Below are 12,613 nucleotides of genomic sequence, written 5' to 3'. Positions count from 1 at the left end.
CTACTTACACAGTTTTCCGGATAGTGTCTTAAATACATTTTACTGCTCTTTAGAAATGATGAGATTTCTGAATCTTCCAGATGATCCATGCCCGACCCATAATCCAATTTTTGTTGGCGTAGAAGAGGTCAGTCTCTCAATTTTCATATCAGGTTCAGGTTGCCCGTTTACAAACACCACTACATTTTTATCCTTAACCTCAATCTTAACTTTAAACCAATTTTCTGGCTTGGGAGGAGTTTGCATTTCTCTTTCAAATTCATCTGTTCTTTCCTCTCGTAATTTATACCATGTATAAACGGGATGATAGATGTATTGCATCATGTGGCTTTTTCTTTCTGCTTCTTTAGCAATGAAATTAAAAGGTCTGAAATATACAGCCTCATAGGTTGTGTCATTCTCGATATTAAATGCAAATCCAACAAAGCTTCTTCCAGGGGCGTTCTCACCTTTAATTTCAAGTTTAATTGTTCCGGTTTTAAATTCAACTTGATCTAAAATTGCAAGCCCATTTCCTTCTCTGGCATTTAATTCTATGCCATCGGTTTCATAGTTGGAGACTTCTCTATTAACAATTGTAATGTTATTCCATTTTAGTTGTTCTGCTAAGTTAATAGCTTGACTAAATCCACTTGTTGAGGTGACTACAAATAGCAATAAGTTTAATAAAAATTTCATAAGGTTAGATTTTTTATTTAATAATTTATTAAGGGCAAATGATCCCGGTATCTGCTGCTCTTAATGCGCCTTGGCAAACCATGGCAGCTCGTCATTATTAGCTTTCGTTTTATGCTCCTTCCATATTTATTTTTCACCTTTCCATTTCTAATGGGATAAACCAAAATCACTAGAATACTCAAATACTTTCATTTCAGAATCGTTTAATGTTTCACTCATGTCACGCAGGTAAATGCAAACTAAGGGCTGTAGCCCTTTAACTTTTTTCATGTTTTTTTTATTATTGTTTAAAAAATGGACTGAGGCAAAATTGGGTAAATATTGTTGTAGGGGCCTGTTCAAGGCTTGTTCAAATAATTTCAAATTGGAATTTCCATGCAAAATCAAAAACGCTGTATAGCAAAATGTAGGAGGCTCATCGAAAACAAACTGGCATGGGGACCTAGTGAACACTGGCAAAATCAAGATTTTGAAATGTTAAGTGAACGGATTTTTGAGGAGACAAAAGTGAAACTGAGTAGCAGTACCCTTAAAAGGGTTTGGGGGAAAATTCGCTATGACAGTACTCCCAATTTATCTACTTTGAATGTTTTGGCTCAATTTGCAGGTTATCAAGATTGGAGGACATTTTCGGCCACAATTGTTGAACCTGGGCAAATGGAGGAAGAAAAATATTCCTTTGAGGCGTCTCCCTCAAAGCCCGTTGGTAAGGGAGGAAGGAAAAAGTATTGGTTGGTAGGGATGGCCCTGCTGGTCTTGTTACTAGCTTTACTGTGGGGATTCAAAAAAGATACAGAGCCCCTTACTTATAGTGAACTTATTTTCAAAAGCAGTCCGGTAACCCTTGGGCTTCCCAATACGGTAGTTTTTCAATACGATGCTTCAAATTCTAATGCGGATAGTGTGTTTATACAGCAAAGTTGGGACTCAAAGCGTCGTTTTAAGGTTGATAAAAATAAGCATGAGTTTACAGGCACTTACTATTATCCAGGTTTTTATCGGGCCAAATTAATCTTGAACGATTCCATCGTTAATGAGCATGATCTATACATAGAAACGGAGGGTTGGCTGGGTACTCTTGATGAGATGCCAATTCCCAAATATCTCAGTGAAGAAGAAATAGAGAAAGGGGATGGGATAGGCATATCTCCACAGGATTTACAATTAATGGGCTATGATTTGAAAAATGAAATTCCCCAGTTAAGCTTGTTTAATATCAGCAAAGAAAGGGAAGTTCCAAGCGATAATTTTTATTTTAAAACACAACTTAAAAGCACTTTTAATCAGGGGCAGGCGGTCTGTCAATTTGTACAAATAAAATTGTTTGCTCAAAATGGCGTTCATCTTATTCCGCTTTCCATTAAAGGATGTGTAGGAGAGTTGGGTTTAATTGTTGGAAATGAATACCAATCAGGGAAAACAACAGACCTTTCCGCTTTCGGTGTCGATTTTTCAGATTGGGTGACAGTAGTTTGCAAAGTGAAGGACAAACAGGTTGAAATTTTTATTAATAATAATTTATCCTTCCAAGGGAGCTTTACTGATGATATCGGCCCAATTGTGGGCTATCAGTTTGTTTTTCAAGGAGGGGGAGTCTTGAGAGAAACGGAACTAAAAGCCCTTTAATTTGGCACACCCTCAACTGGTCTAAGCGAAACGCTTAGACCAGAAATGTAATCAGTGCTAATACCTAAATAAGGGCCTGCTAACATAAGGGGAAAATTCCCATGGAATGGAAGCTAGAATAAAAAGAAACCCAATGCTAAACCAAATAGCCATGGTTTTGAACTTTTCCCTATCCGTGGTTTTCCGTTTCACTTTACTTGCCCCAATACTCACAATGACGATGGCAAAGAGCATGGCAGTACTGTGGTCCAGGCTAAAAAATCTAATTTCCTGCTGTGAAACGGCGTTATTGAAATTTTTTATAAAATAGCTGGTGATTGGACTAATATAATAAAGTAAAATACCAAGGGTTAACTGCAGGTGCAGGATGAGGATAGTGATAAACCGAACTGAATTATGAAATTTTAAAAAAGGTTTTTGGGTTAGCCAACCTCTGTATCCCAAAAAAATAGCGTATAGTAAACTAAGTACTGCCAACCAACGAAACCAGGAATGAAATAATAAAAGTTCTGTATACATAAGCTATAGATTTGGTGAAAAGGCTAAAATGAAAATCAAGAAGTTAAGGTGATTAGAAGGCAAAAATAAACTTACTGTTTTATTTAGAGGCCCAATTTACCTAAAGGATTCGTGGGTACAAATTTTGCAAACCCTAGACTTAATAAAAAGCCAACTCTTGAATTTGGTGAATGATATAAAGGCTAAGGTTTAATAATTCTTTAGTAAACGCAACTCCTGGATAGATGGTGTGAACCCTTTTATAAAACAGAGGTAGGAATCGTATAATAAGGGTGGTTTTAAAAAGATGGCCTAAACGTTGCGTTGCGCTAGGACCTAATTCAACTATTTCTTCTAAAGTGTTTGGTTTTAGGATGCATATGTAAGCAAAATAATATTTAACAAACCTTTGTCTCCTACCTAATCCCTGGCACTACTATAAATCCAGGTTTATAGATTACACCATTTTTTTAAATTGATTGGAGGGTTATTAGCCTTAAAGTTAAGATGATGCCGTAGAGGATGTCTCCTCCTTGCAAGTGAAGCCAGGTAAAGCCTCCGGTCAGAATTAAAATATTCTCCTGTTTTAATTAAAATTTTCCTAAGGTCCACTTTTTCTCTCCAGGGCTTTAAAATTGTTAATGTGATGGCAAGGACTTTGTGCCGTTATTATTATTTCGGTGGGTTCTCATGAAGCCTTTTAATAGTGCTTTGAAAAAAATCCATTTTTACGCTTAAAAAAACTCTAAAGAGATATAAAAAGCCTCATCTTCAAATAAGGAAAAACCTATTTTTTAGTCTTTTAATTTTTATGCTTATGAAAAGGTCCACTTTATTTTTTCCCCTACTTTTTATACCTATTTTAATCCTTTCCCTTACCTCTTGTCAAGATACAATGCTTGGAGAAAACACCACTCCACCACCAGATTTAGTGCAAGGAGATGAATGGATAGGAATGGATTTTGGAACCGATTTTCAGCGAATCCCTTTAGATGACCGAGAGCAATTTAAAGCCATGAAGGGTAAAGGGATAAATAAGGTTAGAATTTACAGTATGAATACCAATGTGTTGGATGCTGCTGAAGAGGAAGGTATGAAGGTAGCCGTGACCATTTACCTTGATCGTTTGGCCGATATGGCCTCGGGTAATGTGGAGCCGGAAATGGAAGTATTAAGGAGGTATGCCTCTATAATAAATTATTGTCATGTGGGTAATGAAGTCTTTCATCCCGCTTTTAATGGGCAATATGATCAGGTGATCATACCTGCCATGCAAAATTTATTAAAGGAGGTGCAAAAGGAAGGCTTGGATATAAAAATCGTTACGCCTATTAATTACGACGTTTTTGAAAACACTTTTCCACCTTCAAGTGGAAGGTTTAAGGCTGAATTAAAACCAATTTTTAGACAACTATTTACACTATTGAACGAGCAGGGTGCCCCTTTTTTTGTAAATATCTTTCCTTTTTTCACTCAGTTATACGATTCTAATGTTCCAATAGAATTTTGTGATTTTAACATCTCCAGAGATCCCGGGAATCCAACAGCAGGACAATTTTTTGATCCCGCAAATGGTCTCTTTTACGCTGATAATATGTCTGCTTCAATTGATGGGGTTTACCATGCCATGCAAGATTTGGGGGTAGACGCACCACTGGCTTTGTCAGAAACGGGTTGGCCTCATGGTCCTGAAACTGTTCGTGGTGCTTCAATTGGGAGTGCCCAAAGTTTTAATAATGGAATGGTAACCCTGGCTAGGGGAGGATTTGGAGGTACCCCATTTCGTCCTAATACGAAGCACCTTACATACTTTTTTGAATGGGCGGATGAAGGAAATAAAGATCTTGCGCTAGGTGTATTTGAAAGGACATGGGGCCTTAATGATGAAAATGGAAACCCAAATTATACATGGAATTTGCATAACCAAGAACCTTAAGCTATTTAGGTTTTTTGAAAGTGTCTGGTATTTAAAAAAAGCTGAAATTGGGAGAATTTCCTTTTTTTGGCTTTTTTAATATCATCACTTAGACTTTAATAATGTCCTGATTTGTATTGCATTCAAATTCAATATTATACTACTCGAATCAGTTTAAACGCCTGACTTAGATTTATTTTTGTATTGATTACCTGATCTCTTTTTAAACTGTACTACCTAATTATTTTATTCTATATGTAATTCATTACTGTGGCATTTCAAATTCTCACCTCGTACCTCCTATTTTCAAACGATAAAAAGGGTTGGTAAAAAAATAGCCTTTCAATTTTTGAAAGGCTATTGAAAATAGTATAGATCTAAGGAAAGTAATTACAAGCTAAAGCTGAAATTTATAACTGACTTTTCTTAGCATCTCTTTCAGCCATCATAAGTTGACCGTGATGAATTTGTCCATTTGCACCAGCAACAGCCGATCCGGTCATAAATAAGAACCTGCTGTCTTCTGCATCTACGATAAAATAATTATACAATTCTTTTCCCTTCATTTCAGCAAAGGCGGATAGGATTGAAAAATAGGCGTAGTCTTTATTTTTTTCCAAAATTATTTCATCCAACTCCTTTTCGTCTACCACCTTATACTTATTAGGGTAATATTTATTTAATTTCTCCTTTTCAATTTGTTTGCTAAGGCCTTTACTCATAAGTGACTTTGGTATTAGAAGTGTTTTATCCCTAAGCTTGGACGTTCGGCTTTTGACGTCTTTTTTTAACTTAGATATTTTGTTGATTCCTCCTTCTGTCAAATCCACCAATTGGTTTTGGAGATTATTGACCATAAATAAAATTCCTCCTTTACTGACCCCTATTTTGGGAAATGGTGTGCGGACAATTTCAATTTTTGGCTTGCCTCCCCATTTGATAAGAAGTGCATTGTTCTTGCCTACCATTTGCATATGGTAAGCAAAGTCAGCGGCTGAATTAAAACCAAAATTTGGGTTGGGACTATAAAAATCATTCATTTTGTAATTCTTTACCTTTTGTACCTGAAGCAAACAATAATCTTCATTCTTCTCATCAATTATCTTATCTGCTTGTTCTTGTGTCAAAAATTCCAGCTTACCGGAGAAACTCCATTCTTTCTCCATTGCTTCCTTAATCATTTGGTTCATCTGGAGGACTTCCTCTTTATATTGCTTTAATCGTTCCGGATCTTTTCTAAATTGCTTGAGAATCCTTTCTCCTGGTTCATAGGCTACAACCCCTAAAATACTTGATTTAATTTTGTTTGCATCCTCAATATCTTTCCCAAAAAACTGGGCCTTAATAGGTGATATACTTATTGCTAGGACTGATAAAAACAATATGATAGCTCTCTTCATTACGGTGTTTTTTTTAGCTAAATTATTGATTCCATCAATTATTACAAACATAAATATGTTATTTTCTTTATTTTTGTACATTGAATTTGTAATTTTTTTGATATTTTTATTGATTAACTTTCTTAAGTGCAATTTGAGATGAAAGGACAACTATGCCTAATATTCGTAAATTATATATTGACTTAATTGATGGTTTTAACCAATTTAGATTTCGTTAAGGGGCACTATTCCCCCCTTGCTCTTACCATCTCTCTTTCGCCTGCTTTTTCTTTGGACTCTCGTATTTTAAAGCTTATGCCATAAAAATTCCCGACTGGTCTAATCGTATCGCTTAGACCAAATGGAGTTACTTTATTTAAAAGTATTGAAAAAGACGAAGTGATATGCTGTATAAGTCTTTATATTTAGCGGATGAAAACAGCCAGTCTTAAAGAACTCAAACATGAGCTCGGTGATCGCAGTCCTAAGGAGTTGTTAGAATTGTGTTTGAGGCTCTCGAAGTTTAAGAAAGAAAATAAAGAACTGCTAAGTTACCTTTTATTTGAAGCGGCTGACGAGGCGGCTTTTGTTGAAAGTGTAAAAAAGGAAATGGAGGAACAGTTTTCCCTTATCAATACCTCAAGTTATTATTTCATCAATAAGAGTGTGCGCAAGATCCTACGCATGGCTAAAAAGTATATTCGCTACTCCCCAAATAAGGAAACGGAAGTGGAATTGTTGATTTACTTTTGCTCTGAAATGGCGGAGATCAGACCTTCGATACAGGATAGTCTCAAGCTGCGCAATCTTTACCAACGTCAATTGAAAGCCATTGGGAAAATACTTTCTGGTTTGCATGAAGATTTGCAATATGATTACCAAATGGAGCTTGAGCACCTAGAAATCAATATTTAGTTTTCCCTATCGGATACATTTGTAATGTATTCGCATTGTTAATTAAAGCCTATCATTAGGCATTTTTAATGTGAAATTCAGCAGTGTTTTTTATTGAAAGCTATTTGAAAGGAACCTTTATTATGATTGACAGTCTTTCAGATTCGAATAGTAAAACCAGAATTTGTGCTAGGTATTCAGGACACTTACAAGTGTTGGAGTTGGTTTTACTTATACAGTAGAAGATGCGGCCTCATTGCAAATGAGGCCGGGTGGGGTGGGAGGAGTTATCACTTAAACATTATTGGCTATATAATCTATTTCCTTTCTACCAGTGAAAGCATTGGCTTGTTACTCATATGATATAAATCATTAACCCCTTGATATTGGTATAGGCTTCCTTCCAGTTCAGGTGAAAGGTGCAGATTTAAGTACATAAATCCATAGGTTGTTGATAGTAAATAATCATTTCCTGTCCCTAAATAATAAATATGGTTAGAGGTAAGCCAAGTCTTATCGGTTTGAATTTGTAACCTGCCTTTTCGATTATTTAAAAACGTTAACCTCCCATTATACCAATCTGTTTTTCCATTTGGTTTATTATTGGTTATTTCTAATGGTTTGTTCAAATCTTTTAAAACAAGATTGCTTTTTGGTTTATTTAAAAATATTTGGGCAAGTAGGTGGGCTGTTTCCTCAATAAAAATTTGGCATTGGGCATTTATCATTAACGCTACGGTTAATTGCTCTTCAGGATAATAGACGATAACCGTTCTTGCACCTTGCCAACTTCCTGCGTGTTCTATGGTGGATCTGTTATTCATATCTCTATTTTGCCGCCAGCCAATTCCCACGTTAGTTTTTTTGCCATTTTTTAATGTATGGCTTGAAAACATTGTTTCAATCACCTCTTTTGATATAAATCCGTTGGAATAGGCGTTCATCATTTTTGTTAAATCCTCTGAAGTGCTTCTAAATCCTGCTCCTGCCATCTTATAGCTTCCATCAAAAAATTCTGAATCTAAGATAAGTTTTCCTTTGTTGAAATAATACATGGCTGCATCATTTGATGAAAGCTCAGATCGTATCTCAGGAAAAGTTTGATGCATATTTAAGGGAGTGAAAATTTCTTCTTTCATATAATCGGTGTATTTTTTTCCTGTAACTCCTTCTATTACCGCTGCAAGTAGATTGTAACCATTTGTGGAATATTTATAATCTGTATCTGGCTCGAAGAGCAATTGTGTTTCATCAAATAGCCCAACAGTTTCTTTAACTGTTGGATAGTATTTGTTTTTCTTTTTTTTCTTTGGAGGTCTATGCTGAATCCCTGCTGTGTGCCCCGCTAATTGTCGGCATGTGAGATTAGCAAATTGCTTGTTTACATAAGGAATGTAATTTTTTATGGGTGCATCAAAATCAAGCTTTCCTTCTGTAGCCAATCGACCCAATGCCGTTGCTGTAATAACTTTTGCTACCGAAGCTGTCCTTATTTGAGTAATGGGTTGCATTTTTATTTTATGTTCAATGTCCGCAAAACCAAAACCTTTCGAATAAATGATTTTTTCGTTCTTACTTACGGTAATGGATATGCCTGGTAATTTAGTCTTTTGTAAAAATTCAAGAGAAAGGGTGTCTACCAAAGCATAATTTTTATTTATGACTTGATTGTAATTTGAATTTTCTTTTTTGTTTAAAAAGGAGGATGCTAATGCCAAGATTAAGATTAGGGTTATTTTCGTTGTTTGAGTCATATCATGGGTAATGTTTTGTGTATTTGGTTTGCGACCATTTAGGGAGCATTAACTATATACAATGTTCTTTTCTTTTTTTACCTTTTGGTCTTGCCCCCTTTAACTATTCGTTCGATCTAAGGTAACCGAGCTATTTGAAAGGAGCCTTTGTTTTGTTGGACACCCTTCTAGAATCAAATAGTTAAATCAGCATTTGTTCCAGGTAACCAGGGCACTTTCCAGCCTTGGAGATGGCATAACAAATGCCATAGAAGAAGCCGCCTTTGAAACCTTAGATTAGGAGTCTCTTCCTTGTTAAGAGATATTTATTTCATCATCTATTACTGGCTCCGGGACGTCTGTTTTTTGTGTTACTTTTTTGATTAAATCGATAATTAAATGTTAGGCTATATCTTGGCCCTTTTATTTTTCTATGGGATTGGTAATTAAAGTTCTCTCCAGTTCTTGTTAAGTACTCTTCTCTGGAATTAAGAAGGTTACGGACGTTTAAGGTGAGAGTGGCATTATTACGCAATAGGTTTTTACTCATTCCTAAATCCATAAAATAACGAGATTTGATAATAGTTTGAGCACTTTCATTTTCTCCTCTGAAATTATAACTGGCCTGCAGGGTGAAATTTGAAGGGAGTTTGACTCTTGAGCTAATTCTTGTAAACCATGAACTATCGTCGAAATCAAAATTTTGATCGTTAAAATCACCTCTTTGTTGGTAGGAATAGTAGTTAAGCTCACCAGATAATCGCAACCATTTATAAGGGGTGTAAGTGGTAGAAAGCTCGAAGCCAATTCTATTCTCATGATCTAAGTTAATTGGCTTAGTGATTAATACACCATCTGCATCACGGTCTGTGTAAAATTCAAAATAGGCGGTGGTATGGTGAAAATAAATGGATGGATTTATACTTAATTCACCCCATTGTGTTAGGAAACCGAGTTCAAAAACATTGGTAAAAGCTGGATCCATATCTGGATTTCCCTGGCGTTGTGTGTTTAATTCGGCTAGCCCTCCAAAAGGATTTAAGTACCAAAAACCAGGTCTGTTTATGCGTTTGCTATAACTTAATTGCATATTAGTACTTTCGGTAAACGAATAGGTGAGGTGTGCCGTAGGAAATAGATTAGTATATTTTTTGCTGTCTTTGAAAACGTTCTTTTTATCGGAAATGCTGATTTTTGTAATTTCTGCTCGAAGGCCTAGTTGATAACTAAACTTATTTACTTTATTTGAAACCTGAACATAAGCCCCTCCAATTTCCTCTTTATAATCCAAAACATTTGCAATGTCCTTGTAGATTTCCCAATTGGCCCCATCAAATTCTTCTACCTTATAATCACTTGTAATAATTCGAGTTTCCCCACGTAATCCTGTCTCAAAAATGGCGTTTTTGTTAAACGGCCTAATAAAATCCAACTGTACTAAATAATCTTTACTACTTTCAATGTCTCGTGTCCGGGAAAAAAGTGGATCACTTTCAGTAATGCCAACCTGATGTGTGGTTAAGTTTTCCATTTCATCATCATCCCAAAAATCGTATTGAAAATCTAAGGTTAGTTTTTGGCCTTCTTTGTCAAAGGTTTTTACATAACTTAGTTCTAATTGATTGTGGTCTTGTGGCTCAAGATAATTTTCATATCTCACTAGGGTACTGTCAAGCATAGTTTGATCGTCAAAATAATCATAGTGATAGGAAGTATTATTCTTAAACCTTCTTAAGGTTTTGTAAAAGGAGGCGGTGATGGTGTTTTGGTCGTTTATAAAATAATCCGCACCTATAAACAAACTTTTTATTTTGGCATTTCTCTTTTCTTCTGCAACTTGATCGAGAATAACGGTGTGTCCATTAACAATTGAAGATTGATTAACGTCTTGTGTTATTATATTATCTACAAAGCGGTATCCAAAAGTAGAAAAGAAGTTAAACTTTTTTGTTTTATAATTAAGATGGGTGTTGAAATTATAATCAGCTGGACTTCCAGAAGACAAACTTACAGAACCACTAAAGCCTTCTAATTTATTTTTCTTTAAAATGACGTTTATTATTCCCGCAGTTCCGGCAGCCTGATAACGAGAAGAAGGATTGGTAATAACTTCGATTCGTTCTATGTTTTGAGCCGATATTTGATCTAAACTATTATTAGTAGCAAGTACAGAAGGTTTCCCATTAATTAAAACACTTACATTGGTATTCCCTCTCAAACTTACTACTCCCTCTAAATCTACAGCTACAGAAGGAACATTGTCTAACACCTGGCTTAAAGAACCATTTTGAGCTAACAAATCTTTGCCCACATTAAAAACTTTTTTATCCAGCTTTAATTCCACTTTAGACCGTTCCGCATTAACTTCTACAGCCTCTAAAGCTTGCAAATCTACTTGCAAGGCAATGACTCCTAAGTCGAGATGATCTTTTAGGGTGATTTGTTTTTCAAAAGTTTTATAAGAAAGAAATTCTACTTTTAGGAGGTAATCTCCTGGTTTGACTTTCATTGAAAACTTTCCATCTTCCTTGGTAATGATGCCATCGATAAGGGTCCCATTGTAATAGACCGCCACTGTTGCATAGGCTAAGGGTTCCCGGCTTTCGGCATCTAAAATTATGCCGCTAATGTTTTTTTCTACTTTTATTTCATTTCCGAAGGCTAATAATGAGCCAAATGAAAATAATACTATACATAAAATTCGTATCATAATTTTTGTTTTTAAACTTCCTCGTTTTACCTGGTAATTTGTGATTGTTTGTGGATTCATTATTTTTCTATTTGCTTAGAGACAAACCTATTGAAATGAGCTCGCCTTTGTTACGGCATTTTTATGTCACCTTAATGTCATTTTAGGTTTAAAGTGGTTTTTACCCATTAATTGGTAGTTCAAAAGTCTTCATAAAAGTCAAGGACTTTTTAGAATTTAGACGAATACGGTTTTATGTAGCACATATAATAGATTACCCATGTTGTGTTAAATTGGTCAGTAGATTTCGAGTATTGGTGGGGTGCAAATGAATATTCGGCAGAATTTTAAAAACGGGAGGATTTTAAGTGTATTTTTGGTGCAATTCCTAAATAATTATGAACGATATAAAAACACGATTAATTAATAATATTATTAAAAGACGTTGGTTAACCCATATACTCCTATGGTTGGGTGTATTGTTGTTCTATACGCTTACACTTAAAATACATTATGGTTCTTACTATAAGACTTTTATACATCGGCTTATTATGTTGGTGCCGCAAATATTGGCATTCTATAGCTTGATGTATTTTCAAATCCCAAAACTCTTATATAGGAAAAAATACCTGTTGTTTGTTGCTTCTCTTATTCTAGGGAGCTATTTGTTTTCAGCCCTAGGTCGTATTCTGGTAGTGCATATAATCGAAGAGTTATACAGGGAGCCCCCATTTGGGCAGGAGTCTATACTGGAAATACTTACAGATATAAAATTTTTGTATGATAGTTATTTTTACAGCGTATTTTTACCCGTTTTTATGGTTGTGGTTGCCAAACTTTTAAAAGAGCGGTTTGAGGAGAAAAGTAAACATGAAATATTAGAAAAAGAAAAGGTATCTGCCGAACTCAATTTTTTTAAGGCTCAAATTCACCCACATTTTTTGTTCAACACCTTAAATAACCTTTATGCGCTTACACTTCAGAAATCCGATAAGGCCTCCGAGACCGTTTTAAAGCTCTCTGAAATGTTGGATTATATGTTATACCAATGTAATGACGATCGTGTACCCATAGATAAGGAAATAAAGCTTATCCAGAATTATATTGACCTAGAGCAATTGCGATATGGAGAGCGATTAGAGCTTGTTTTTAATCAAGATATTGATAACCCAAAAACACCTATAACACCTTTAATTTTAGT

Annotated in this window: 9 protein-coding genes; 4 read left to right on the top strand and 5 right to left on the bottom strand. The window is 35.3% G+C overall.

Going from position 1 to position 12,613, the window contains the following annotated elements; genetic code table 11:
- Positions 1-39 precede the first annotated feature (39 nt).
- On the bottom strand, positions 40-678 hold the full coding sequence (locus tag E1171_RS17680; protein WP_155207386.1) for a 3-keto-alpha-glucoside-1,2-lyase-like domain-containing protein: 639 nt from the start codon (positions 676-678) through the stop codon (positions 40-42).
- 375 nt (positions 679-1,053) lie between these two features.
- On the opposite strand from E1171_RS17680, the gene E1171_RS17675 reads away from it, so the two are divergent.
- Entirely contained in the window at positions 1,054-2,304 is a 1,251-nt protein-coding gene (locus tag E1171_RS17675; RefSeq protein WP_155207385.1) for a hypothetical protein, read from the top strand.
- Between the two features lie 57 nt (positions 2,305-2,361).
- Here the strand turns inward: E1171_RS17675 and E1171_RS17670 are convergent, their stop codons facing one another.
- Complete coding sequence (locus E1171_RS17670; protein ID WP_155207384.1) at positions 2,362-2,823, bottom strand: hypothetical protein; 462 nt, start codon at positions 2,821-2,823, stop codon at positions 2,362-2,364.
- Positions 2,824-3,619: 796 nt separating this feature from the next.
- On the opposite strand from E1171_RS17670, the gene E1171_RS17665 reads away from it, so the two are divergent.
- Complete coding sequence (locus E1171_RS17665) at positions 3,620-4,738, top strand: glycosyl hydrolase family 17 protein (RefSeq protein ID WP_187696522.1); 1,119 nt, start codon at positions 3,620-3,622, stop codon at positions 4,736-4,738.
- Between the two features lie 389 nt (positions 4,739-5,127).
- Here the strand turns inward: E1171_RS17665 and E1171_RS17660 are convergent, their stop codons facing one another.
- The gene (locus tag E1171_RS17660) at positions 5,128-6,168 is read right to left on the bottom strand and encodes a hypothetical protein (protein WP_155207382.1); all 1,041 of its coding nucleotides are present in this window, start codon (positions 6,166-6,168) and stop codon (positions 5,128-5,130) included.
- 360 nt (positions 6,169-6,528) lie between these two features.
- Between E1171_RS17660 and E1171_RS17655 the strand changes: the two genes are divergently transcribed.
- Positions 6,529-7,011 carry a hypothetical protein gene (locus E1171_RS17655; protein ID WP_155207381.1) on the top strand — a complete coding sequence of 161 codons (483 nt, stop codon included), beginning with the start codon at positions 6,529-6,531 and terminating at the stop codon, positions 7,009-7,011.
- A gap of 296 nt (positions 7,012-7,307) precedes the next feature.
- Here E1171_RS17655 and E1171_RS17650 read toward each other — a convergent pair whose 3' ends face one another.
- Positions 7,308-8,744: a serine hydrolase domain-containing protein gene (locus E1171_RS17650; RefSeq protein ID WP_155207380.1), complete on the bottom strand. Its 1,437-nt coding sequence runs from the start codon at positions 8,742-8,744 to the stop codon at positions 7,308-7,310.
- 313 nt (positions 8,745-9,057) lie between these two features.
- Complete coding sequence (locus tag E1171_RS17645; RefSeq protein ID WP_187696520.1) at positions 9,058-11,433, bottom strand: TonB-dependent receptor; 2,376 nt, start codon at positions 11,431-11,433, stop codon at positions 9,058-9,060.
- Positions 11,434-11,810: 377 nt separating this feature from the next.
- On the opposite strand from E1171_RS17645, the gene E1171_RS17640 reads away from it, so the two are divergent.
- Positions 11,811-12,613: sensor histidine kinase (locus E1171_RS17640; protein ID WP_155207378.1), on the top strand; the 803-nt coding region annotated here is incomplete at its 3' end.

The sequence above is a fragment of the Xanthovirga aplysinae genome (assembly GCF_009711365.1).
GTDB lineage: Bacteria > Bacteroidota > Bacteroidia > Cytophagales > Cyclobacteriaceae > Xanthovirga > Xanthovirga aplysinae.
The sequence above is the reverse complement of the archived record's forward strand: the minus strand, read 5'-3'. Positions and strand labels throughout refer to the sequence as shown.

Bases quoted from the DNA above. Each gene is read 5' to 3' on its own strand.
- E1171_RS17680 (WP_155207386.1), bottom strand. From the start codon at position 678: ATGAAATTTTTATTAAACTTATTGCTATTTGTAGTCACCTCAACAAGT.
- E1171_RS17675 (WP_155207385.1), top strand. From the start codon at position 1,054: ATGCAAAATCAAAAACGCTGTATAGCAAAATGTAGGAGGCTCATCGAA.
- E1171_RS17670 (WP_155207384.1), bottom strand. From the start codon at position 2,823: ATGTATACAGAACTTTTATTATTTCATTCCTGGTTTCGTTGGTTGGCA.
- E1171_RS17665 (WP_187696522.1), top strand. From the start codon at position 3,620: ATGAAAAGGTCCACTTTATTTTTTCCCCTACTTTTTATACCTATTTTA.
- E1171_RS17660 (WP_155207382.1), bottom strand. From the start codon at position 6,168: ATGTTTGTAATAATTGATGGAATCAATAATTTAGCTAAAAAAAACACC.
- E1171_RS17655 (WP_155207381.1), top strand. From the start codon at position 6,529: ATGAAAACAGCCAGTCTTAAAGAACTCAAACATGAGCTCGGTGATCGC.
- E1171_RS17650 (WP_155207380.1), bottom strand. From the start codon at position 8,744: ATGACTCAAACAACGAAAATAACCCTAATCTTAATCTTGGCATTAGCA.
- E1171_RS17645 (WP_187696520.1), bottom strand. From the start codon at position 11,433: ATGATACGAATTTTATGTATAGTATTATTTTCATTTGGCTCATTATTA.